23 protein-coding genes are annotated in these 23,355 nt (G+C 71.9%); 7 read left to right on the forward strand and 16 right to left on the reverse strand.

All coding sequences use genetic code 11. From position 1 onward, the window contains the following. Window positions 1-158: 158 nt before the first annotated feature. The 8 genes from ABTW87_RS26380 to ABTW87_RS26415 form a co-directional block, all read right to left on the reverse strand. Complete coding sequence (locus ABTW87_RS26380) at window positions 159-584, reverse strand: metal-sulfur cluster assembly factor (RefSeq protein ID WP_350653722.1); 426 nt, start codon at window positions 582-584, stop codon at window positions 159-161. Continuing rightward, on the reverse strand, window positions 581-1,057 hold the full coding sequence (gene sufU / locus ABTW87_RS26385) for a Fe-S cluster assembly sulfur transfer protein SufU (protein ID WP_350653723.1): 477 nt from the start codon (window positions 1,055-1,057) through the stop codon (window positions 581-583). Before sufU ends, ABTW87_RS26380 begins: the two co-directional genes overlap by 4 nt. Beyond that, window positions 1,057-2,361: a cysteine desulfurase gene (locus ABTW87_RS26390; protein WP_350653724.1), complete on the reverse strand. Its 1,305-nt coding sequence runs from the start codon at window positions 2,359-2,361 to the stop codon at window positions 1,057-1,059. The genes sufU and ABTW87_RS26390 overlap by 1 nt, the downstream gene beginning before the upstream one ends. A gap of 23 nt (window positions 2,362-2,384) precedes the next feature. Beyond that, a complete protein-coding gene (sufC, locus tag ABTW87_RS26395; protein WP_350653725.1) occupies window positions 2,385-3,158 on the reverse strand; it encodes a Fe-S cluster assembly ATPase SufC in 774 nt (257 codons plus the stop codon). Further along, window positions 3,158-3,484 (reverse strand): non-heme iron oxygenase ferredoxin subunit, encoded by a 327-nt coding sequence (locus ABTW87_RS26400; protein ID WP_350653726.1) that lies wholly within the window; start codon window positions 3,482-3,484, stop codon window positions 3,158-3,160. Before ABTW87_RS26400 ends, sufC begins: the two co-directional genes overlap by 1 nt. Then, window positions 3,484-4,626, reverse strand: coding sequence for a Fe-S cluster assembly protein SufD (sufD, locus tag ABTW87_RS26405; RefSeq protein WP_350653727.1), 1,143 nt, complete (start codon window positions 4,624-4,626; stop codon window positions 3,484-3,486). The genes ABTW87_RS26400 and sufD overlap by 1 nt, the downstream gene beginning before the upstream one ends. Window positions 4,627-4,688: 62 nt before the next feature. Further along, entirely contained in the window at window positions 4,689-6,119 is a 1,431-nt protein-coding gene (gene sufB, locus ABTW87_RS26410) for a Fe-S cluster assembly protein SufB (RefSeq protein ID WP_350653729.1), read from the reverse strand. Further along, window positions 6,116-6,886 (reverse strand): helix-turn-helix transcriptional regulator, encoded by a 771-nt coding sequence (locus ABTW87_RS26415; protein ID WP_350653731.1) that lies wholly within the window; start codon window positions 6,884-6,886, stop codon window positions 6,116-6,118. Before ABTW87_RS26415 ends, sufB begins: the two co-directional genes overlap by 4 nt. 98 nt (window positions 6,887-6,984) lie before the next feature. Here ABTW87_RS26415 and ABTW87_RS26420 point away from each other — a divergent pair, with 98 nt between their 5' ends. Further along, entirely contained in the window at window positions 6,985-7,947 is a 963-nt protein-coding gene (locus ABTW87_RS26420; protein WP_350653732.1) for a COX15/CtaA family protein, read from the forward strand. A 313-nt stretch (window positions 7,948-8,260) separates the two neighbouring features. On the opposite strand, the gene ABTW87_RS26425 is transcribed toward ABTW87_RS26420, so the two are convergent. The 3 genes from ABTW87_RS26425 to ABTW87_RS26435 all read right to left on the reverse strand — a co-directional run bounded on the left by ABTW87_RS26425 (window position 8,261) and on the right by ABTW87_RS26435 (window position 10,746). Then, window positions 8,261-9,181, reverse strand: coding sequence for an ATP-grasp domain-containing protein (locus ABTW87_RS26425; RefSeq protein ID WP_350653733.1), 921 nt, complete (start codon window positions 9,179-9,181; stop codon window positions 8,261-8,263). A 10-nt stretch (window positions 9,182-9,191) separates the two neighbouring features. Next, window positions 9,192-9,527: a hypothetical protein gene (locus ABTW87_RS26430; RefSeq protein WP_350653734.1), complete on the reverse strand. Its 336-nt coding sequence runs from the start codon at window positions 9,525-9,527 to the stop codon at window positions 9,192-9,194. A 262-nt stretch (window positions 9,528-9,789) separates the two neighbouring features. Beyond that, the gene (locus tag ABTW87_RS26435) at window positions 9,790-10,746 is read right to left on the reverse strand and encodes a heme o synthase (RefSeq protein WP_350653736.1); all 957 of its coding nucleotides are present in this window, start codon (window positions 10,744-10,746) and stop codon (window positions 9,790-9,792) included. 264 nt (window positions 10,747-11,010) lie between these two features. Between ABTW87_RS26435 and tkt the strand changes: the two genes are divergently transcribed. From tkt to pgl, 6 genes are all read left to right on the forward strand, one after another. Continuing rightward, window positions 11,011-13,149 carry a transketolase gene (gene tkt, locus ABTW87_RS26440; protein WP_350653737.1) on the forward strand — a complete coding sequence of 713 codons (2,139 nt, stop codon included), beginning with the start codon at window positions 11,011-11,013 and terminating at the stop codon, window positions 13,147-13,149. A 15-nt stretch (window positions 13,150-13,164) separates the two neighbouring features. Continuing rightward, window positions 13,165-14,343, forward strand: a complete 1,179-nt coding sequence (gene tal, locus ABTW87_RS26445; protein WP_350653738.1) for a transaldolase — start codon at window positions 13,165-13,167, stop codon at window positions 14,341-14,343. Beyond that, window positions 14,340-15,989, forward strand: coding sequence for a phosphoglucose isomerase-related protein (locus tag ABTW87_RS26450; RefSeq protein WP_350653739.1), 1,650 nt, complete (start codon window positions 14,340-14,342; stop codon window positions 15,987-15,989). The genes tal and ABTW87_RS26450 overlap by 4 nt, the downstream gene beginning before the upstream one ends. A 37-nt stretch (window positions 15,990-16,026) precedes the next feature. Then, complete coding sequence (gene zwf / locus ABTW87_RS26455) at window positions 16,027-17,544, forward strand: glucose-6-phosphate dehydrogenase (protein ID WP_350653740.1); 1,518 nt, start codon at window positions 16,027-16,029, stop codon at window positions 17,542-17,544. Between the two features lie 34 nt (window positions 17,545-17,578). Beyond that, on the forward strand, window positions 17,579-18,592 hold the full coding sequence (locus ABTW87_RS26460; RefSeq protein WP_350653742.1) for a glucose-6-phosphate dehydrogenase assembly protein OpcA: 1,014 nt from the start codon (window positions 17,579-17,581) through the stop codon (window positions 18,590-18,592). Window positions 18,593-18,656: 64 nt separating this feature from the next. Further along, the gene (gene pgl, locus ABTW87_RS26465) at window positions 18,657-19,427 is read left to right on the forward strand and encodes a 6-phosphogluconolactonase (protein ID WP_350653744.1); all 771 of its coding nucleotides are present in this window, start codon (window positions 18,657-18,659) and stop codon (window positions 19,425-19,427) included. A gap of 52 nt (window positions 19,428-19,479) precedes the next feature. On the opposite strand, the gene ABTW87_RS26470 is transcribed toward pgl, so the two are convergent. The 5 genes from ABTW87_RS26470 to gap form a co-directional block, all read right to left on the reverse strand. Beyond that, window positions 19,480-19,830, reverse strand: a complete 351-nt coding sequence (locus ABTW87_RS26470; RefSeq protein ID WP_350653746.1) for an RNA polymerase-binding protein RbpA — start codon at window positions 19,828-19,830, stop codon at window positions 19,480-19,482. A 142-nt stretch (window positions 19,831-19,972) separates the two neighbouring features. Further along, a complete protein-coding gene (gene secG / locus ABTW87_RS26475; RefSeq protein ID WP_350653748.1) occupies window positions 19,973-20,236 on the reverse strand; it encodes a preprotein translocase subunit SecG in 264 nt (87 codons plus the stop codon). A gap of 95 nt (window positions 20,237-20,331) precedes the next feature. Next, a complete protein-coding gene (gene tpiA, locus ABTW87_RS26480) occupies window positions 20,332-21,123 on the reverse strand; it encodes a triose-phosphate isomerase (protein WP_350653749.1) in 792 nt (263 codons plus the stop codon). After that, window positions 21,124-22,323 carry a phosphoglycerate kinase gene (locus tag ABTW87_RS26485; RefSeq protein WP_350653751.1) on the reverse strand — a complete coding sequence of 400 codons (1,200 nt, stop codon included), beginning with the start codon at window positions 22,321-22,323 and terminating at the stop codon, window positions 21,124-21,126. Further along, on the reverse strand, window positions 22,320-23,324 hold the full coding sequence (gap, locus tag ABTW87_RS26490; protein ID WP_350653752.1) for a type I glyceraldehyde-3-phosphate dehydrogenase: 1,005 nt from the start codon (window positions 23,322-23,324) through the stop codon (window positions 22,320-22,322). Before gap ends, ABTW87_RS26485 begins: the two co-directional genes overlap by 4 nt. Between the last annotated feature and the right edge of the window lie 31 nt (window positions 23,325-23,355).

The raw sequence follows: 23,355 nt of genomic DNA on the forward strand, positions 1-23,355 counted from the left end.
TCCGGCGTGCGGGACCCTCCGATGACGTCCGGGCGGGACCGGCCGACCGCCGGTCGCGGCGAGCGGCGAGCGGCGAGCGGCGCGGACCGGGCCCGGCGACGCGTCGGGCGCGGCACCCCGGGTGGGGAACCGCGCCCGATCCGACCGGCCGGGACCGGTCAGACGTTGAAGCCGAGGGAGCGGAGCTGGTCGCGCCCCTCATCAGTGATCTTGTCGGGGCCCCACGGCGGCAGCCACACCCAGTTGATCCGGATGTCGTTGACCAGGCCGCCGCCCGGGCCGGTGGTCAGCGCGGTCCGGGCCTGGTCCTCGATCACGTCGGTCAGCGGGCAGGCCGCCGACGTGAGGGTCATGTCCAGGGTGGCGACGTTCTCGTCGTCGACGTGCACCCCGTACACCAGGCCCAGGTCGACCACGTTGATGCCCAGCTCGGGGTCGACGACGTCCTTCATCGCCTCCTCGATGTCGGCGACGGCGGCCTTGCCGGCCGCCGGCGCGCCGCCGTCGGCGGCACCCGGGACGACCGCGCCGGTCGTTCCCTCGCCGGCCTCCGGGGTGGCCTCGGTCGCGGTGTTCTCGCTCATGCCTTCACCTCCGTCGGGCTGACGCCCACGCCGGCGCGTGCCGCGGCGTCCTTGAACGCCATCCAGGGCAGCAGCGCGCACTTCACCCGGGCGGGGTAGCGGGCGACGCCCGCGAACGCGACCCCGTCGCCGAGCACATCCTCGTCCGGCGTGACCTGGCCACGGCCGGACATCAACTCCACGAACGCCTCGTGCACCGAGAACGCCTCGCCGGCCCCACGGCCGGTGAGCAGCTCGTGCAGCACGCTCGCCGAGGCCTGGCTGATCGAGCAGCCCATTCCCTCGTACGAGACGTCGTGCAGCACCTCGCCGTCGGTGGCCACCCGGACGGTGATCTCGTCACCGCAGGTCGGGTTGACGTGGTGCGCCTCGGCGACGGTGGTCGCCGGGTCGTCCGCGTCGCGCAGGCCCCGGCCGTGCGGGTGCTTGTAGTGGTCCAGGATGATCTCCTGGTAGAGCTGGTCGAGCTGCATCAGTCGAACACCTTCCGCACCTGCTCCAGGCCCGCCACCAGGGCGTCGATCTCCTCGGTGGTGGTGTAGAGGTAGAACGACGCGCGGGTCGTCGCCGGCACCCCGAAGCGGGTGCAGACCGGGCGGGCGCAGTGGTGCCCGACCCGCACCTGCACGCCGAGCGAGTCGAGGACCTGGCCGACGTCGTGCGGGTGGACGTCGCCCAGGGCGAAGGAGATCGTGCCGCCGCGGCCCACCGGCACGGTCGGGCCGAAGATCCGCAGCCCGGGCACGGTCGCGAGGGCGTCCAACGCGTACGCGGTCAGCTGCTTCTCGTGCCACTGGATGGCCCGCATGCCGATGCCGGTCAGGTAGTCCACCGCCGCGCCGAGCGCCACGGCCTCGGCGATCGGCGGGGTGCCCGCCTCGAACCGGGCCGGCGGGGCGGCGAAGGTGGACCCGGACAGGGCCACGGTCTCGATCATCGACCCGCCGCCGAGCACCGGCGGCATCGCCGCGAGCAGCTCGGCCCGGCCCCAGAGGACGCCGACGCCGGTCGGGCCGCACATCTTGTGACCGGTGAAGACGATGAAGTCCGCGTCGTAGTCGACGACGTCCATCGGCATGTGCGGCACCGACTGCGAGCAGTCGAGCAGCAGCAGCGCGCCCACCTCGCGGACCCGCGCGGTGATCCGCGACGTCGCGTTGACGGTCCCGAGGATGTTGGACATGTGCACCATCGAGACGATCTTCGTCCGCTCGGTGACCAGGTCGTCCAGGCCCGACTCGTCGAGCCGGCCGTGGTCGGTGACCGGGAACCAGCGCAGGGTCGCTCCGGTGCGCTCGCAGAGCAGCTGCCACGGGACGATGTTCGAGTGGTGCTCCATCTCGGAGATCACCACCTCGTCACCGGGGCCCAGCTTGAACCGCGGGTCGGCGTCCGGCCGCAGCGACGCGTTCGAGAACGCGTACGCCACGATGTTGATCGCCTCGGTGGAGTTCTTGGTGAACACCACCTCGTCCACGCTCGGGGCGTTGATGAACGCCGCGACCTTGGCCCGCGCCGCCTCGTACGCCTCGGTGGCCTCGGTGCCCAGCGTGTGCACCGACCGCGACACGTTGGCGTTGTGCCGCTCGTAGTGCTCCCGCAGCACGTCGAGCACCTGCCGTGGCTTGTGCGACGTGTTCGCGCTGTCCAGGTAGACCAGCGGGTGCCCGTTGACCTCCCGTCCGAGGATCGGGAAGTCGGCCCGCACGGCGGCGACGTCGTAGCGCGGCACGTCGCCGTACTGCGGCATGCCCGGCGGGATCGCGATGGTCGTCATCGTCGACCGACCTTTCCTTGAGGTCAGGCCCGCGCCGAACCGGCCCCGGCGACGTACCGCTCGTAACCCTCTTCCTCGAGCTTGTCGGCCAGCTCCGGGCCGCCCTCCTCGACGATCCGACCGGCGACGAAGACGTGCACGTGGTCCGGCTTGATGTAGCGCAGGATCCGGGTGTAGTGGGTGATCAGCAGCAGGCCGGTGTCGCCAGTCTCACGGACCCGGTTGACGCCCTGGCTGACCACCCGGAGGGCGTCGACGTCGAGACCGGAGTCGGTCTCGTCGAGGATCGCCATCTTCGGCTTGAGCAGCTCGAGCTGCACGATCTCGTGCCGCTTCTTCTCACCGCCGGAGAAGCCCTCGTTGACGTTGCGCTGGGCGAACGCCGGGTCCATCTGGAGGCGCTCCATGGCGCCGCGCAGCTCGCCGCCCCAGGTGCGCAGCTTCGGCGCCTCGCCGTCGATCGCGGTCTTGGCGGTGCGCAGGAAGTTCGCCACCGACACGCCGGGCACCTCGACCGGGTACTGCATGGCCAGGAAGAGGCCGGCGCGGGCCCGCTCGTCGACGGACATCTCGAGGACGTCCTCGCCGTCGAGGGTCACCGAGCCGCCGGTGATCTCGTACTTCGGGTGGCCGGCGATCGAGTACGCCAGGGTGGACTTGCCGGAGCCGTTCGGGCCCATGATGGCGTGGGTCTCCCCCGACTTAACGGTCAGGTCGACACCGTGCAGGATCGGCTTGAGCTCACCCTCGGGCAGCTTGACCGACACCTGCAGGTCACGGATCTCCAGGGTGCTCATTATCGGGTCACTCCATTGCTCGGCGTCAGGCTGACGTAGATGTCGCCGTCGCGGATCTCGACGGGGTAGACGGGTACGGGTTCGGTGGCGGGCAGCCCGGTCGGCTCGCCGGTCCGCAGGTCGAAGCGGGAACCGTGCAGCCAGCACTCCAGCGTGCAGCCCTCGACCTCGCCCTCGGAGAGCGGGACGGCGGCGTGCGAGCACTCGTCGTAGGCGGCGTAGAAGACGTCGTCCTCGCCGTGCACGATTGCGATCTGCGTGCCGTCCACGTCGGCGCTGATCGCGGTGCCCTTCGGCACGTCCTCGGTCGAGCAGATCTTGATCATCAGGCGCCGGCCTTCGTGAGGCGCGCCTCGATCGCCTCGCCGAGGCGCTCGCGCAGGGACTCCACCGGGATCTTGTTGAGCAGCTCGGCGAAGAAGCCGCGCACCACCAGGCGGCGGGCCTCGGCCTCCGGGATGCCCCGGGCCATCAGGTAGAACAGCTGCTCGTCGTCGAAGCGGCCGGTCGCGCTCGCGTGGCCGGCGCCGGCGATCTCGCCGGTCTCGATCTCCAGATTGGGTACGGAGTCCGCCCGCGCGCCGTCGGTGAGCAGCAGGTTCCGGTTGATCTCGTACGTGTCGGTGCCGGTCGCCTCGGCGCGGATCAGCACGTCACCGACCCAGACCGTGCGGGCGCTCTCGCCCTGCAGCGCGCCCCGGTAGCCCACGTAGCTGCGGCAGTCCGGCACCGAGTGGTCGACCAGCTGGCGGTGCTCCAGGTGCTGGCCCGAGTCGGCGAAGTAGACGCCGTACAGCTCGGCCTCGCCGCCGCGCTCGGTGTACTCGACGGTCGTGTACTGGCGGACCAGGTCGCCACCGAGGCTGACCTGGACGTGCAGCACCCGCGCGTCGCGGCCCAGCTTGACCTTGAGGTGCTGCGCCTGCACGGCGTCGTCGGCCCAGTCGGCAACGGTCACCAGGGTCAGCTTGGCACCGTCAGCGACCGTCACCTCGACGTTGTCGGCGAGGGTCGCCGAGCCGACGTGCTCCAGCACGAGGGTCGCCTCGGCGAACCGCCCCACCTCGACGACGGTGTGCCCGAGCGCCAGGCCGTCCGCGCCCTGCCCGACCACCCGCAGGGTCACCGGCTCGGCCACGACGGCCTCGCGGGCGACCTGCACCAGCAGCGCCTCCGCCGCACCGCCGTAGGCCAGCGCGCTGACCCGGTCGATCGGGGTGAGCACACTGCCGACGCGCGGGTCGTCCTTCGCGATCCGCTCGACGGTCACGCCGGCCGGCAGGTCGCCGTGCTCGTGCCGGACCGTGCCGGTGGCCGCCTGCGCCCCGCCGGTCAGGCCGCGGAGGCGCTTGAGCGGGGTGAACCGCCACTCCTCCTCCAGGCCGGTGAGGGCCGGGAAGTCGGCGACGTCGTACGAGCGGAGCGCCTGCGACTTGGTGCTGGGCGGCGCGGAAGCCTGGGTAGTCATCTCTTCCTTGCTGTTCTGCGACGACGGTGTCTGGTGCTGGTCGGGCGGGCGGGCGGGCGGCGTCAGCCGACCGCGCCCTCCATCTGGAGCTCGATCAGGCGGTTCAGCTCCAGCGCGTACTCCATCGGGAGCTCCTTGGCGATGGGCTCGATGAAGCCGCGGACGATCATCGCCATCGCCTCGTCCTCGCTCAGGCCCCGGCTCATCAGGTAGAAGAGCTGGTCGTCGCTGATCTTGGAGACGGTCGCCTCGTGCCCCATCGACACGTCGTCCTCGCGGATGTCGACGTACGGGTAGGTGTCCGAGCGGGAGATGGTGTCGACCAGCAGCGCGTCGCACTTGACCGTGCTCCGGCTGCTGTGCGAGCCCTCCAGCACCTGGACGAGACCCCGGTACGAGGTGCGGCCGCCGCCCCGGGCGATCGACTTGGAGACGATGGTCGAGGAGGTGTGCGGCGCGGCGTGCACCATCTTGGCGCCGGCGTCCTGGTGCTGGCCCTCACCGGCCATCGCCACCGAGAGCACCTCGCCCTTGGCGTGCTCGCCGGTCATGTAGACCGCCGGGTACTTCATGGTGACCTTGGAGCCGATGTTGCCGTCGACCCACTCCATGGTCGCGCCCTCGTGGCAGACGGCACGCTTGGTGACCAGGTTGTAGACGTTGTTCGACCAGTTCTGGATGGTCGTGTACCGGCAGCGGGCGTTCTTCTTGACGATGATCTCCACGACCGCGCTGTGCAGCGAGTCGGAGGAGTACAGCGGCGCGGTGCAGCCCTCGACGTAGTGCACGTACGCGCCCTCGTCGACGATGATCAGCGTCCGCTCGAACTGGCCCATGTTCTCCGTGTTGATCCGGAAGTAGGCCTGCAGCGGGATCTCCACGTGCACGCCCTTCGGCACGTAGATGAACGAGCCACCGGACCACACGGAGGTGTTCAGCGCGGCGAACTTGTTGTCACCGACCGGAATCACCGTGCCGAAGTACTCCTTGAAGAGGTCCTCGTGCTCCTTGAGGGCGGTGTCGGTGTCGAGGAAGACGACACCCTGCTCCTCCAGGTCCTCACGGATCTTGTGGTAGACGACCTCGGACTCGTACTGCGCCGCGACGCCGGCGACCAGCCGCTGCTTCTCCGCCTCCGGGATGCCCAGCCGGTCGTAGGTGTTCTTGATGTCCTCGGGCAGGTCCTCCCAGCTGGTGGCCTGCTTCTCGGTGGACCGCACGAAGTATTTGATGTTGTCGAAGTCGATCCCGGTGAGGTCGGCGCCCCAGGCCGGCATCGGCTTGCGGTCGAACAACCGCAGGCCCTTCAGGCGCAGGTCGAGCATCCAGGCCGGCTCGTTCTTCTTGGCCGAGATGTCCCGCACCACCGCCTCGTTGAGGCCGCGCTGGGCGGAGGCCCCGGCCACGTCGGGGTCGGCCCAGCCGTACTCGTAGCGACCGAGGGCGGCGAGCTGCTCCTCCTGGGTCAGGGGCTGGACGATCTGCTCGGTCATCTATCTGTCCTCACAGTGGTGACGGTCTTTCCGGACTGGGCACGCCCCGGCTGGGCCGGGATGTGCGTGGTGCACACCCCGTCGCCGTGCGCGATGGTGGCCAGGCGCTGCACGTGGGTGCCGACCAGACGGGAGATCACCGCGGTCTCGGCCTCGCACAGCTGGGGGAATTCGGCGGCCACGTGCGCCACCGGGCAGTGGTGCTGGCACAACTGGCCACCGGAGGCGATCGTGGACGCGTTCGCAGCGTAGCCCTCGGCGGTCAGCGCTCCCGCGAGCGCCTCGGCACGCGCGAGCGGGTCGTCGCCCGCATCCTCCATGGCGGCCCGACACCGGGCCTCCAACGCGGAGACCTGCTCGGCGGCGAACGCCGCCACCGCCGTCGAGCCGCCGCTGCGGGCGATCCAGCGCAGCGCCGCGGTCGCCATGTTGTCGTAGTGGTGGGTGCCGCAGCGGACCCGCGCGGCCTCGGTCAGCAGGAACACCTTTGCCGGGCGGCCCCGCCCCCGGTGCCCCCGCACCACCTGCTCGCGGGCGACCACGTCCCCCTCGGCGAGCATGGCGTCGAGGTGCCGACGGATCGCCGCCGGGCTGAGCCCGAGCGCGTGCCCCAGCTGCGCCGCGGTGGTGGCGCCCCGCTCCAGGAGCAACTGGGTGACCCGGTCGCGGGTCGACAGGTCGGACGCGGCAGACTGGAGCGCACCCGGCTGACCGGCGGCCCCCACGGGCGCCGGCCAGTGCCCGGAGGCCCCCGCCGCGTTTTTCACAACGCCAACGTTACGTAATTCGCCCGGGGCCCGCAAACCCGGGGTCCGGTGATCCGAACCACCGCGCCGGCGGAGTCACCCGATCGGGTTCCACTACGGTGCGTAGGATTTGCGTCGTGACTCCTGCCGTCCGGTTCCCGGTCTCCAGCACCCTGCTGCGCCGTCTGGCGTTCGCCAACATCGTCGCGAACGTCGCGATCGTCGTCACCGGTGGGGCCGTCCGGTTGACCGCATCCGGTCTCGGCTGCCCCACCTGGCCCCGGTGCACCGACGAGTCGTACACCACGACGCCCGAGATGGGCGTGCACGGAGTGATCGAATTCGGCAACCGCCTGCTCACCTTCGCGGTCGGCGTCGTCGCGCTCGCCGTGGTGGTCGCCGTCCTGCTGCACCGTCCCCGCCGGCGGGGCCTGCTGCCGCTCGCGGTCGGCGTGCTGCTCGGCATCCCGGCCCAGGCGGTCATCGGCGGCGTCACCGTGCTCACCAACCTCAACCCGTGGGTGGTCGGGCTGCACTTCCTCGCCTCGATGGTGGTGATCGCGGCCGCGTACGCCCTCTGGCGGCGGACCGGGGAGCCGGACGGCCCGGTCACGCCCACGGCGCCCGGCCCGCTGCGCACCCTCGCCGTGATCACCACCGCGGTCAGCGCGTCCGTGCTGGTCGTCGGCACCTGGGTCACGGGCAGCGGCCCACACGCCGGGGACGGCGGAGCGGCCCGCAACGGCCTCGACCCGGAACAGATCTCCCAGATCCACGCCGACGGGGTCTTCCTGCTGATCGGCCTCTCGGTGGCCCTGGTCTTCGCGTTCCGGGCGGTCGGGGCGGAGCGCGCCTACCGGGCGGCGCTGGTGCTGGTGGCCGTCGAACTCGGCCAGGGCGTGATCGGATTCGTGCAGTACTTCACCGACCTGCCGGCGCTCCTCGTCGGCGCCCACATGCTCGGCTCCTGCCTGGTGCTGCTGGCGACCCTGTCGGTGCTCTGGTCGACCCGCGAGCGTCACCCGGCCGCCGCCCCGACCCCCACCCTCGAGGCCGAGCCCTCCGTCCCGGCCCACGCCTGACACCGCCCCGCGCCGCACGCCGAGCGCCCGCGTCCCCGCGCCGTGCGCAGCGCCAAGCGCCGCACGCGCCCTGGCGCCGCACGCGCCCCAGCGCCCAGCGCCCAGCGCCCAGCGCCAAGCGCCAAGCGCCAAGCGCCAAGATCGTGCTGAAAGTGCGAAGTAGTGGCCTCCCCGTCCAACAGAGGCCACTACTTCGCTCTTCGAGCGCGATCTTGCCTGCCGCGCGGGCGCTCGGCGGGCCTGCCGGGCGCACGGCGGGCCTGCCGCGCGGGCGCTCGGCGGGGCTGTGGTCCCCGCGCGGTGCGTCCCCGCGTCAGGTGCGGCGGTCGAGGTGCGCGAGGATGCCGTCGGCCAAGCGGTCGGCCGCGCCGGCGGCGTGCCCGAGGAACAGCGACGGCTCGGTCAGCTCGAGCTCGACCAGCACCGGCGTGCCGTCGGCGCCCGGGATCAGGTCGACCCGGGCGTACAGCAGGCGGTCCGGCCCGCCGGGCACGGCCGCGAGCGTCTTCTCCGCCACCGCCAACTGCTCCGGCGTGGCGGTACGGGCGGTGATCCGCTCGGGCTTGTAGAGGCCGTCCACGCCCAGGTCGGGGCCGGTCAGCATCGCGCCCTTGCGGATGGCGTGGCTGAAGGCGAGCCCGTCCGGCCCGGCGACGAACAGCAGCGCCGTCTCCCCCTCGGTGTCGACCGCGGACAGGTACGGCTGGACCATCGTGACCCGTCCGGCTGCGGCGAGCCGCCGGACGTGTGTCCGGGCCAGTTCCCGGTGCTCGGGGTCGGCCAGGTCGTACCTGCCGGTGTCCTGGCTGCCGGCGCTGATGGCGGGCTTGAGGACGTACTCCCCGTGCTCGGCGGGGAGGTCCCACTCCGCTCCGGGCGCGACCCAGGAGGTGGGCACCGTGGGCACTCCGGCGGCCGAGAGCTCGTCGAGGTAGCGCTTGTCGGTGTTCCAGGTGACGACGTCCGCCGGGTTGACCAGGGTGGGCACGGCCGCCGCCCAGGCGACGAACTCGTCCCGCCGGGACATGTAGTCCCAGGGCGAGCGGAGCACCGCGAGGTCGTACGCGGCCCAGTCGACGGCCGGGTCGTCCCAGACGGCCGGCTCGGCGGTGATGCCTCGGGCCGCGAGCGGAGCGAGGACCAGGCGGTCGTCGTCCTCCAGCTCGGGCAGGGCGGCACAGGTGACGAGAGCGACCCGGGGTTTCCCCCGGGTCGACTGGTGGTGATTGGACAATTCAGTTATCTCAACGGGCCATCGTGCGCCGGGCCATCGACCGCCAGAGGTCGTTGCTCGGACGCATCTGGTCCATCAGTTCACGCTCCCAGGCGTTCTCGACGGTGACTCCCGCCTTGGCGCACGCCTGCCGCGCGACGACGGTGTCGTCCGCGAACTGGTCGCCCCAGGCTCCGTCGGAGCCGACGAGGACGATGCGTGCGCCGCGCTTGCCGACGTACTCGATGACCGCCTTCGCCCCGCCGTGTCCGGCGGCGAACGACTTGATACCGGCGACCAGGCCGCTCGGGGCCGGGTCGTTGGCGGTCTGCTCAGCCGTCAGCGTCGTATCGGAACCATCTGCCATGACGCGAAGCCTAAGCAGACTCGCACCCGGGCGGGCGACTTCCGTGAACCTTTTGTGATGCCAATTACCTTGAGGTTTAAGGAAGACCACAGGCGATTTGGCGGGATATATCGGTACATCCTTCATGATTTCGCCGCGACAAAGTTGCGCAGAAGTGAACACGCAGGTCACGCCGGATGTGTGCGAAATACCTCTGTCTCATTGTCAAAAGCCGGACAGCTCATCGATCGCGATGATCTGTCCGGCTCCGGACGACACCCGGTCAGATCAGCGCGTCCAGGGCGACGGCCGCGAACAGGATGGTCAGGTATGTCGTGGACCAGTGGAACAGCCGCATGGGCTTGACCGCCTCGCCCCGCGCCGCGCGGCCCGCGAGCCGGTGCGCCTCGACCAGGAAGACGGCGCCCACGACCAGGGTCGGTACCCCGTACACCGCGCTCATCCCGAGCGGCCAGACCGCGAGCGAGGTCAGCACGGTCAGCCACGCGAAGATCAGGATCTCGGCGTTGACCCGGCGGGTCGACGCCACCACCGGCAGCATCGGTACGCCGGCACGCGCGTAGTCGTCCTTGTACTTCATCGCGAGCGGGTAGAAGTGCGGCATCTGCCAGAAGAAGACCACGCCGAACAGCGCCCAGGCCGCCGGCGCGAGCGTGCCGGTGACGGCGGCCCAGCCGATCAGCACCGGGGCGGCGCCGCACGCCCCGCCCCAGAACGTGTTCGCCGCCGTGGTCCGCTTCAGCCAGAGGGTGTAGACCAGGTCGTAGTAGAGGATCGCGGCCAGGGTCAGAGCGGCGGCCAGCAGATTCGTGAACACGGCCATCAGGACGACCGAGACCACCGCCAGCGTCACGCCGAAGACCAGCGCGTTGCGGGGCGACACGGTGTGCGCCGGCAACGGGCGCCGCTTCGTGCGCCGCATCACCTGGTCGATGTCCCGGTCGATGTAGCAGTTGATGACGCTGGCCGCACCGGCGGCGAGCGAGCCACCGACGAGCACCACGGCCACCAGCCACAGCGACGGCATGCCGCCGTGCGCGAGCATCATCGCCGGCACCGTCGTGACCAGCAGCAACTCCACGATCCGCGGCTTGGTCAGCGCCACGTACGCCGCGACCACGCCCCGCAGGTCCCGCGGGCCGGTCGTTGACTCGGTGGCCGCCGTGCGCACCGGCTGCCCGGCAGGAGTGCTGACGGGGCGCTCGGTGATCATGCTCACGGATTGCCACCTTCCGGCGTCGGCGGGGGAGGTCGGATCGGCCGGTCCCGCTCGGGGCCCGGACGCCGCCCCACACACTACGCGCTGTCGTTTTGGCTGCCCGGGCGACCCGGCAACGGTGCGAGGCGTCACACCCTCGATCGAACGGTGGAACCACCCGGAGCCGTACAGAACAGCATGCAGAGATCCCCGGGCGGACGTTTAGGACCGCTCGATAGGGTCACCAGTGAGGGTTCCGCCCATCTGCCGAGGAGCACAACCAACGTGGCTGCCAACCGATCCGAGCATCCCCCGCTGAACTGGTCCGACCTCGACCGCCGGGCTGTCGACACGGTCCGCGTGCTGGCCATGGACGCCGTCGAGAAATCCGGCAACGGTCACCCGGGCACCGCGATGAGCCTCGCGCCCGCGGCGTACCTGCTCTTCAACCGCGTGATGCGGCACAACCCCGCCGATCCGACCTGGCCGGGGCGGGACCGCTTCGTGCTGTCCGCCGGGCACTCCAGCCTCACGCTCTACATCCAGCTGTTCCTCTCCGGCTACCCGCTGGGCCTGGACGACCTGAAGGCGCTGCGGCAGTGGGGTTCGCTCACCCCCGGGCACCCCGAGCACGGGCACACCCCGGGTGTGGAGACCACCACCGGCCCGCTCGGGCAGGGCCTCGGCAACGCCGTGGGAATGGCGATGGCGGCCCGCCGCGAGCGCGGCCTGTTCGACCCCGAGGCCGAGCCGGGCGCCTCGGTCTTCGACCACGACATCTGGTGCATCGCCTCCGACGGCGACATCGAGGAGGGCATCAGCCACGAGGCGAGCGCCCTCGCCGGTCACCAGCAGCTGGGCAACCTCTGCGTGATCTACGACGACAACGAGATCTCGATCGAGGACGACACCCGCATCGCGAAGAGCGAGGACGTGGCCGCCCGCTACGAGGCGTACGGGTGGCACGTGCAGACCGTCGACTGGCGCCGCGGCGACGCCGACCAGGGCGACTACCACGAGGACGTGGAGGCGCTGCACCGGGCGCTGCTGGCCGCCAGGGCCGAGACCGGCCGCCCGTCGTTCATCGCGCTGCGCACGATCATCGGCTGGCCGGCGCCCAACAAGCAGAACACCGGCAAGATCCACGGCTCCGCGCTCGGCGCCGACGAGGTCGCCGCCACCAAGGAGATCCTCGGTTTCGACCCGCAGCGCACCTTCGAGGTCGACGAGGAGGTCCTCAAGCACGCCCGGCAGGTGATGGAGCGCGGCGCGCAGGCGCAGCGCGAGTGGACCGCCGGCTTCGAGACGTGGGCGCAGGAAAACCCCGAGCGCAGGGCCCTGTACGACCGGCTGGCGGGGCGGAAGCTGCCGGAGGGCTGGGCGGACGCGCTGCCGGAGTTCCCGGCCGACGCCAAGGGCATCGCCACCCGCGCCGCGTCCGGCAAGGTGCTGGAGGCGCTCGCGCCGGTGCTGCCGGAGCTGTGGGGCGGCTCGGCCGACCTGGCCGAAAGCAACAACACCACGATGAAGGGCGAGCCATCCTTCGTACCGGCCGTGCACGCCACCAAGGACTTCCCGGGCCACGAGTACGGCCGCACGCTGCACTTCGGCATCCGTGAGCACGCGATGGGAGCGATCCTCAACGGCATCGCCCTGCACGGCGGCACCCGCCCGTACGGCGGCACGTTCCTCGTCTTCAGCGACTACATGCGCCCGTCGGTGCGGCTGGCGGCGCTGATGAAGCTGCCGGTGGTCTACGTCTGGACGCACGACTCGATCGGCCTCGGCGAGGACGGCCCGACCCACCAGCCGGTGGAGCACCTGACCGCGTTGCGGGCGATCCCCGGCCTGGACGTGGTGCGCCCCGCCGACGCGAACGAGACCGCCTGGGCGTGGCGGCAGGCCCTGGAGCACACCGACCGGCCGACCGCGCTGGCGCTGAGCCGCCAGGCGCTGCCGACCCTGGACCGCTCGGCCCTGGCCGGCGCCGAGGGGGTCACCCGCGGCGGATACGTGCTGGCCGAGGCGTCGAGCGGCAAGCCGCAGGTGATCCTCATCGGCACCGGGTCGGAGGTGCAGCTCTGCCTCACCGCCCGGGAGCGGCTGGAGGCCGACGGCACCCCCACCCGGGTGGTGTCGATGCCGTGTCAGGAGTGGTTCGCCGAGCAGGACGAGGCGTACCGGGAGTCGGTCCTGCCACGCGGGGTAAAGGCACGGGTGAGCGTCGAGGCGGGCGTCGCCATGTCGTGGCGCGCGCTCGTCGGCGACAGCGGCGAGTGCGTCAGCCTGGAGCACTACGGGGCGAGCGCCCCGCACTCGGTGCTGTTCGAGCAGTTCGGGTTCGCCCCCGACCGGATCGTGGCCGCCGCGCACGCGGCGCTGGCCCGCGTCGGCGACATCACTGGCTACACCACCGGCAACTGAGGGGAGCGTGACGGCATGACGGACAGGTTGGGTGAGCTCACCGCCGCGGGGGTGGCGGTCTGGCTCGATGATCTCTCGCGGGTACGGCTGAGCTCCGGCGGGCTGGACCAGCTGCGCCGGGAGAAGCACCTCGTCGGCGTGACCACGAATCCGACGATCTTCGCCAAGGCGCTGAGCGACGCCGACGAGTACGACTGGCAGCTGCGTGACCTCGCCACCCGGGGGGTGGACGTCGAGGAGGCGGTGCGCAACCTGACCGCGTACGACGTCCGGTGGGCGTGCGACGTGATGCGCCCCGCGTACGACGCGACGGCCGGCGTGGACGGGCGGGTCTCGCTCGAGGTGGACCCGCGGCTGGCGTACGAGACGGAGAAGACCGTCGCCGAGGCGAAGGCGCTCTGGTGGCTTGTCGACCGGCCGAACCTGTTCATCAAGATCCCGGCCACCGAGGCGGGCCTGCCGGCGATCACCGCCGCTCTCGCCGAGGGGATCAGCGTCAACGTCACCCTGATCTTCGGCCTGGACCGGTACTCGCAGGTGATGGAGGCGTTCCTCGCCGGCCTGGAGCAGGCGAAGGCGAACGGCCACGACCTGTCGAAGATCGGCTCGGTGGCGTCCTTCTTCGTCTCACGGGTCGACACCGAGGTCGACAAGCGGCTGGAGAAGATCGGCTCGGACCAGGCCCGGGCGCTGCTCGGTCGGGCCGCGGTCGCCAACGCCCGGCTGGCGTACGAGCGGTACGGCGAGGTCTTCTCGTCCGCCCGCTGGCAGGCCCTCGCCGACGCGGGAGCGCACCCGCAGCGGCCCCTGTGGGCGTCCACCTCGACGAAGAACCCGGACTACCGGGACGTCATCTACGTCGAGGAGCTGATCGCACCGGGCACGGTCAACACGATGCCGGAGTCGGTGATCGACGCGTACGCCGAACACGGCGAGACCCGCGCCGACACCGTCACCGGGGCGTACGACGACGCCCGGCAGGTCTTCGCGGACCTGGCGTCGGTCGGGGTGGACATGACCGACGTGATCGAGACCCTGGAGCGCGAGGGCGTCGAGAAGTTCGAGACGAGCTGGAACGAGCTGCTCGACGGCGTCCGCAAGTCGCTCGCCGCCGCCGGCCGGGGCATCGGCCACCCGGGCGACGCCGCCAAGCCCAACGCGCAGGCCGCCGAGCAGGCCGGAGGAAATGCATGAGCGAGCTTCTCGCGCAGCCGGCCGAGACGGCTGCCGGTCTCACCGTGCACGGCGCCGACGCGGTCGACAAGGCCGCGGCGGCCTCCACCCGGGCGGCGGTCGTCGCGAACGGCGTGCCGGGCCGGCTGGCCGCGAAGGACCCGACCCTGTGGGGCCCGGACGCGGAGGCCGAGGCGAAGATCCGGCTGGGCTGGGTCGACACCCACGCCCGCAGCCGGGACCTGCTCCCCCAGCTCGCCGAGCTGACCGCGGAGCTGGGCGACCTGGACCACGTGGTGCTGGCCGGGATGGGCGGTTCGTCGCTGGCCCCGGAGGTGATCGCCCGTACCCTCGGCCGGCCGCTTACCATCCTGGACACCACCGACCCGGGGCAGGTGCGGGCGGCGCTCGCCGACCGGCTGGAGCGCACGGTCGTCGTGGTGGCCAGCAAGTCCGGCTCGACGGTGGAGACCGACAGCCACCGGCGGGCGTACTGGCAGGCGTTCCTGGACGCGGGGATGACCGAGGCGGAGGCCGGACGACACTTCGTCGTCGTCACCGACCCGGGCTCCCCGCTGGAGGCGACCGCCGCCGAGATGGGCGCGTTCACCGTGCTGGCCGACCCGAACGTCGGCGGGCGGTTCTCCGCGCTCACCGCGTTCGGGCTGGTGCCCACCGCGCTGGCCGGTGTCGAGGTGGCCGAACTGCTGGACCAGGCCGACGCGCTCGCCGCCTCGCTCAACGGCGAGCGGGACAATCCGGCGCTCGCGCTGGGCGCCGCCCTCGGCGCCGCGGCCACCATGGGCCGGGACAAAATCGCGCTGGTCTCCGACGGCACCGGCATCGACGGGCTGGGCGACTGGGCCGAGCAGCTGATCGCCGAGTCGACCGGCAAGTCGGGCGTCGGCATCCTGCCGGTCGTCGTCGAGTCGCCGACCGGCCCGGGCGCCACCGGCGACGACGTGCTCACGGTGACGTACGGCGGGGCGCTGGCCCCCGGGACGGTGCCCGGCGGCGGGTGCGAGCCGGACGTGGCGGTCAACGGCCCGCTCGGGGCGCAGTTCCTCGCCTGGGAGTACGCGACCGCGGTCGCCGGCGTGGTGCTCGGCATCGACCCGTTCAACCAGCCGAACGTCACCGAGAGCAAGGAGAACACCAACAAGATCCTGGCCGGGGGCCCGCCGGCCGAGACGCCGTCGTTCACCGACGGGGCCATCGAGGTGTACGCCCCGGCGGGCGCGCCGGGCGACCTGGCGGGCGTGCTGCGCTGGCTGGTCGACGGGCTCGGCGACGACGGATACCTCGCGGTGATGGCGTACCTCGACCGGTTCGCCGACGTGGACGCGGCCCGGCTGCGGCCGGCGCTGGCCGAGGTGGCCGGCCGGCCGGTGACCTTCGGATGGGGTCCGCGGTTCCTGCACTCCACGGGGCAGTACCACAAGGGGGGCCCGCAGGTGGGCAGCTTCCTTCAGATCACCGGTGCGGTCGACGTTGATCTGCCGGTGCCCGGTAAGCCGTACACCTTCGGGGAGCTGCAGGCGGCGCAGGCCGCCGGCGACCGGCAGGCGCTGGCCGGCCGGGAGCGCCCGGTGCTGCGGCTGCACCTGACCGACCGGTCCACGGGCGTGGCCCAGCTGCTGGATGCGGTGGGGGCACTGCGCGCGTGACGATGACCGACGTGACGAGGCGGAGCGAGGAGACGGTGTGACGAACCCGCTACGCGACCCGCAGGACCGGCGGCTGCCGAGGATCCCGGAGCCCTGCGCCCTGGTGATCTTCGGCGTCACCGGGGACCTGGCCCGCAAGAAGCTGTTGCCGGCCGTGTACGACCTCGCGAACCGGGGGCTGCTGCCCCCGGGCTTCGTCGTGCTCGGGTTCGCCCGCCGCGACTGGGGCGACGGCGACTTCGAGTCGCTGGCCCACGAGGCGGCCAAGGCGCACGCCCGCACCCCGTGGCGGGAGGAGGTGTGGGCCCGGCTGGCCGGCAACATCAAGTTCGTCGGCGGGTCGTTCGACGACGACGCCGCCTTCGACCACCTGGCCGCCACCCTCGAGGACCTGCGCCAGTCGCATGGCATCTCGGGCAACGCGGCGTTCTACTTCTCCATCCCGCCGGCGGCGTTCCCGGTGGTGCTCAAGCAGCTCGCCCGCACCGGGATGGCCGACAACGAGAAGTGCGGCGGGTGGCGCCGGGTGGTGGTGGAGAAGCCGTTCGGGCACGACCTGCCGTCCGCCAAGGCGCTCAACGATCTGGTCGACGACGTCTTCACCCGCCGGGACGTCTTCCGGATCGACCACTACCTGGGCAAGGAGACCGTCCAGAACATCCTGGCCCTGCGGTTCGCCAACAACCTCTTCGAGCCGCTGTGGAACTCGAAGTACGTCGACTCGGTGCAGATCACCATGGCCGAGGACGTGGGCATCGGCACCCGGGCCGGGTTCTACGACTCGGCCGGTGCGGCCCGCGACGTCCTGCAGAACCACCTGCTCCAGCTGCTGGCGCTGGTGGCGATGGAGGAGCCGACCAGCTTCGACGCCGACGAGATCCGCACCGAGAAGCTCAAGGTGCTCAAGGCGATCACCCTGCCGAAGGACGTCAGCCAGGGCACCGTACGCGGCCAGTACCTGCCCGGCTGGGTCGCCGGGCAGCGGGCGGTCGGCTACCTCGAGGAGGAGGGCGTCCCGCCGGACTCCACCACCGAGACGTACGTGGCGGTGCGCCTGGGCATCCAGAACCGCCGGTGGGCGGAGGTGCCCTTCTACATCCGCGCCGGCAAGCGGCTGCCCCGCCGGGTGACCGAGGTCGCCATCATGTTCAAGAAGGCCCCGCACCTGCCGTTCCAGGCGACCGACGTCGAGTCGCTGGGCAACAACCAGCTCGTCATCCGGGTCCAGCCGGACGAGGGTGTGGTGCTCAAGTTCGGCTCCAAGGTGCCCGGCACCGCGATGGAGGTCCGGGACATCGCGATGGACTTCCAGTACGGCGAGGCGTTCACCGAGGCCAGTCCGGAGGCGTACGAGCGGCTGGTGCTGGACGTGCTGATCGGCGACCGCACGCTCTTCCCGGACGCCGCCGAGGTCGAGCAGAGCTGGGCGGTGGTGGACCCGCTGGAGCACGCGTGGGCGGACACGAAGCCGGAGCCGTACCGGGCCGGTGAGTGGGGGCCCCGCGCGGCCGACGAGCTGCTGGCCCGCGAGGGCCGCGCCTGGCGGCGGGCGTGACGACCGAGCGACGCGAGCGGACCGGGAGGCTCCTGTGATCAGCCTGTGGGACACCACCGGCAACGAGGTGGTCAAGGCACTCGCCGCCGAGCGGCGCAGCGCCGGCGGGGTGGCCAGCGGCATGGCGCTCAGCCTGATCGTGGTGGTGGACGAGAAGCGGGTCCGGGAGGCGGAGGTGGCGGCGACGATCGCCTCGGCCGCGCACCCGTGCCGGCTGCTGGTGGTGGTCCGCTCGGACATCGAGCGGGACCGCAACCGGCTGGACGCGGAGATCGTCGTGGGTGGGCGGCTCGGGCCGGGCGAGGCGGTGGTCACCCGGATGTACGGGCGGCTGGCCCTGCACGCCGAGTCGGTGGTGCTGCCGCTGCTGGTGCCGGACGTGCCGGTGGTCACCTGGTGGCACGGCGAGCCGCCGGCGGAGATCGCGACCGACTTTCTCGGCGTGGTGGCCGACCGGCGCATCACCGACGCGGCGCAGGCCGCCGACCCGATCGAGGCGCTGCGGCAGCGGGCCCGGGACTACGCCCCCGGTGACACGGACCTGGCCTGGACCCGGATCACGCTGTGGCGGACCCTGGTGGCGGGTGCGTTCGACACCACCGCGGCGGAGGTCACCGAGGCGACCGTGGTGGCACCGCGGACCGACCCGACGGCCGCGCTGATGCGCGGCTGGCTGGCCGCCCGGCTCGGCGTCGAACCGCGGTGGGAGCACACCGACGAGCACCCGCGGATGCACGAGGTGCAGCTGCGCTGCGCCAACGGCGACGAGCTGACGCTGACCCGCGACGACAGCATGGCGGTCTTCCGGCGTACCGGCCAGGAGGACCGGCTCCTGCCGCTGGTGCGCCGGCCGCTCGGCGACGAGCTGGCCGAGGAGTTGCGCCGGCTCGACGCCGACCAGGTGTACGCCGAGGCGCTCGGCGCGGCGGCGGGGCTCACCGGGCTGGAGGAGCGCCCCGTCCAGCGGGTGCACGTCTGGAAGGACCCGGCGGAGGCCCAGCGGGCCGAGGCGGGGGTCACCGCGCACACCGGGACCGCGCAGGCATGAGCGGGCGGATCATCGAGTTCAGTGCGGCCGTGGTACCGACCGATCGGCCGAGCGGAGTGGTGGCATGAGCGAGGCTAGCGTCGCCGTGCACGCCGACGCCGACCTGCTGGCGCAGGCGGTGGCGGCCCGGCTGGTGGTCCGGCTCCTCGACGCGCAGGCCGAACGCGGCCAGGCGTCCGTGGTGCTGACCGGCGGACGGATCGCCGCCGCCGTGTACCGGGCGGTGACGGCGCTGCCGGCCCGGGACGCGGTGGACTGGGCCCGGGTGGACGTGTGGTGGGGAGACGAGCGGTTCCTGCCGGCCGGCGACCCGGAGCGCAACGAGACACAGGCGCGGGCGGCGCTGCTGGACGTGGTCCCGCTGGACCCGGCCCGGGTGCACCCGATGCCGGCCTCCGACGGCCCGACCGGCGACGACCCGGAGGAGGCCGCCGCCCGGTACGCCGTGGAGCTGGCCCGGGCGGCCCGCCCGGGCACCGCCGCTCTCCCCCACTTCGACGTGCTCATGCTCGGGGTGGGCGAGGACGGGCACGTGGCCTCGGTCTTCCCGGAGCACCCGGTGCACTACGAGAGCCGCCCGGTCAGCGCGGTGCGGGGCAGCCCGAAGCCGCCGCCGGTCCGCACCACCCTCACCCTGCCGGCGATCAACACCGCCGAGGAGGTGTGGCTGGTGGCCAGCGGCGCGGACAAGGCCCGCGCGGTGGGCATGGCGCTCGCCGGGGCGGGCCCGGTGCAGCTGCCGGCCGCCGGCGTGCAGGGCACGAGCCGTACCCTCTGGCTGCTCGACCGGGCCGCCGCGGCGGACGTGCCGGCCCGCTTCCGCAGCCTGCGCTGAGATGTAAGGAAGGGCCCCTTGTTAACGCCTGGCGTTGTAAAAGGGACCCTTCCTAACACTCGGGCCGGCCGCGGCGGCGGCGCAGGGCGTCCAGAGCCTCGGCGAGGATCGCCGCGCCCTCCGCCTCGGTACGCCGCTCCTTCACGTACGCCAGGTGGGTCTTGTAGGGCTCGGACCGGGTGCGGCCCGGCGGGTTTCCGGGGTCGCGGCCGGCGGGATGCCCGCAGCGCGGGCAGTCCCACAGCTCGGGGACCGGCGCCTCGGCGGCGATGCGGATCTCGACGTGGTGGCCGTTGCGGCACCAGTAGGTGACCGGCCGGCACGGCGCCGGCTCGTAGCGTTCGCTGGGGCGGGCCGGGGTGGACCCGACCCGGCTGCCGCGGAGGACGTTACCGTTGCGCACGGCTGCTCGCTCCTGTCGTCGGAGGGGAACCGCCGCCGGAGGGGGGTGGCGGCGGGCGACGCGGTGCAGCGGGTTGGAAACGGACTGCGCGCGGCCCGTCGGGGACGGACCGCGCGCAGATTCTACGACTTGGCGCGCCTGCTCAGGCGACGCCGCTGGTCTGCTGGAGTCGCAGCCACAGCCCGAGCCCGACGATGCAGGCGAACCAGACGATGCCCACCAGCACGGTGTAGCGGTCCAGGTTCTTCTCGGCGACCGACGACCCGGCCAGGCTGGAGCTGACCCCGCCGCCGAACATGCTGGACAGCCCGCCGCCCTTACCGCGGTGCAGCAGGATCAGCAGGGTGAGCAGGATGCTCGTGATGACCAGCAACACGATCAACGTGTATGCGAACCAGATCGGCATGGCTGGGGACAGTCCTCTCGTTGCGATCCTCGCCCGGGCAGATCGGGCACGGTGGCACCGGCCGGCGGACGGGCGGAACCAAGGATAGCGAGCGATCAGCCGGTGGTGTGCTCCGGGAACCGGCAGATCTTCGCGAACTCCTCCGCGTCCAGGCTGGCGCCGCCGACGAGGGCCCCGTCCACGTCCGGCTGCGCCATGATGGCCGCCACGTTCGAGGACTTGACCGACCCGCCGTACAGGATCCGGACCTGGTCCGCGGTGTCCTGGCCGAAGTTCTCGGCCAGGCGCTGGCGGACCGCCCCGCACACCTCCTGCGCGTCCTCCGGGGTGGCCGTCTTGCCGGTACCGATCGCCCAGACCGGCTCGTACGCGACGACAACCTTCGTGACCTGCTCGGCGGAGAGCCCCTTGAGGGCGCCGTCGAGCTGGTCGCTGCAGTGCGCCACGTGGGTGCCCTGGTCCCGGACGTCCAGCCCCTCCCCCACGCACAGGATCGGGGTGAGACCGTGGGTCAGGGCCGCCTGCACCTTGGCGCCCACGAGCGCGTCGTCCTCGTCGTGGTACGCCCGCCGCTCGGAGTGGCCGACCACCACGTACGTGCAGCCCAGCTTCGCCAGCATCGGACCGGAGATGTCCCCGGTGTACGCGCCGGACGCGTGCGGCGAGAGGTCCTGCGCGCCGTAGCCGATCAGCAGCTTGTCGCCGTCCACGGCGGTCTGCACCGTGCGCAGGTCGGTGTACGGCGGAAGCACGACCGTCTCGACGTCGGTGAGCTGCTTCTCGGTGAGGCTCGCGGCGAGCTTCTGCACCAGCAGGTTCGCCTCGAGGTGGTTGAGGTTCATCTTCCAGTTGCCGGCCATCAGGGGCCGGCGGGTGGTGCTCGCCATTCAGTTCTCCAGGGCCGCGATGCCGGGCAGGGTCTTGCCCTCCAGGTACTCGAGCGAGGCGCCGCCGCCGGTCGAGATGTGCCCGAAGGAGGACTCGTCGAGCCCCAGGGCACGCACCGCGGCCGCCGAGTCGCCGCCACCGACGACGGAGAAGGCGTCCGCCTTGGTGATCGCCTCGGCGACGCCCCGGGTGCCGTGCGCGAACGGCGCCATCTCGAAGACCCCCATGGGGCCGTTCCAGAAGATGGTCTTCGCCTGGGACAGCGCGGCGGCGAAGCCGGCCACCGTCTCCGGGCCGATGTCCACGCCGAGCCGGTGGCTCGGGATGCCGTCGACGCGGACCGTGTCGTGGGCGGCGTCCGGCGCGAACGCGTCCGCGGCCACCACGTCGACCGGGAGCATGATCTTGCCCGGCGCGCGCTCCATCAGGTTGCGGCAGGTCTCGACCATCTCCTTCTCCAGCAGCGACGTGCCCACCTCCAGGCCCTGGGCCTTGAGGAAGGTGAAGCACATGCCGCCGCCGATGAGCAGCCGGTCCACCGTCGGCAGCAGCGCCTCGATGACCGCCAGCTTGTCGGAGACCTTGGAGCCGCCGAGCACCACCACGTACGGGCGCTCCGGCTCGCCGGTCAGCCTGGAGAGCACCTCCACCTCACGCAGCACCAGCCGGCCGGCGACGTGCGGCAGCCGGGCCGGCACGTCGTACACGCTTGCGTGCTTGCGGTGCACCGCGCCGAAGGCGTCGTCGACGTACGCGTCGCCGAAGGCGGCGAGCTGGTCGGCGAACGCGCCCCGCTCGGCCTCGTCCTTGCTGGTCTCACCCTTGTTGAACCGCAGGTTCTCCAGGAGGGCGACCTGACCGTCGGCCAGCCCGTCCACGGTGGACCGGGCGGAGTCGCCGACGGTGTCCTCGGCGAACCGGACGTCGGCGCCGAGCAGTTCGCCCAGTCGCCCGGCGACCGGGCGCAGGCTGAACGCCGGGTCCGGGCTGCCCTTCGGGCGGCCCAGGTGCGAACAGACGACGACCTTCGCGCCGGCCCCGACCAGCGCGCCCAGGGTCGGCAGCACCGCCCGGATGCGGCCGTCGTCGGTGATGTCACCGGTCTGCTTGTCGAGCGGGACGTTCAGGTCGGCGCGCACCAGCACGCGCCGACCCGACACCCCCTCGCCGAGCAGGTCGTCGAGGGTCCGGATGCTCACAGCGACGAACCCACCAGCTTGACCAGGTCCACCAGGCGGTTCGAGTAGCCCCACTCGTTGTCGTACCAGCCGACGACCTTCACCTGGTTGCCGATGACCTTGGTCAGCGGCGCGTCGAAGATGCAGGACGCCGGGTCGGTCACGATGTCGGCCGAGACGATCGGGTCCTCGTTGTAGGACAGGATGCCCCGCAGCGGCCCGTCGGCGGCGGCCTTCATCGCGGCGTTGACCTCGTCCACCGAGGTCTCCCGGCCGACGGTGACGGTCAGGTCGGTGGTCGAGCCGGTCGGGATCGGCACCCGCAGCGCGTAGCCGTCCAGCTTGCCCTTCAGGTCCGGCAGCACCAGGCCGATCGCCTTCGCCGCACCGGTGGAGGTCGGCACGATGTTCAGCGCGGCGGCGCGGGCGCGGCGCAGGTCCTTGTGGGGGGCGTCCTGCAGGTTCTGGTCCTGCGTGTACGCGTGGATGGTGGTCATCAGACCCTGCTGGACGCCGAACGTGTCGTGCAGGACCTTCGCCATCGGCGCCAGGCAGTTGGTGGTGCAGGAGGCGTTGGAGATGATCGTGTGCTTGGCCGGGTCGTACTGGTCCTGGTTGACGCCCATGACGACCGTGACGTCCTCGTTCTTCGCCGGGGCGGAGATGATGACCTTCTTGGCCCCGCCGTCGACGTGTGCCTTCGCCTTGGTCGCGTCGGTGAAGAAGCCGGTCGACTCGATCACCACGTCGACGCCCAGGTCGCCCCACGGCAGCTTCGCCGGGTCCTTCTCGGCGTACGCCTTGATGGTCTTGCCGCCGACGGTGATCTCGTCCGCGGTGGCCTTCACCTCGTGCGGCAGGCGGCCGAGGATGCTGTCGTACTTGACAAGGTGGGCGAGCGTCGCGTTGTCGGTCAGGTCGTTGACCGCAACGACCTCGATGTCAGCGCCGGACGCCAGCACTGCCCGGAAGAAGTTGCGGCCGATCCGGCCGAAGCCGTTGATGCCAACCCGGATGGTCACAGGTCCCATCTCCTCGCGTTCTGGTCCGCCG

This window comes from Micromonospora sp. NPDC126480, from assembly GCF_040302465.1.
Classification (GTDB): Bacteria; Actinomycetota; Actinomycetes; order Mycobacteriales; family Micromonosporaceae; genus Micromonospora.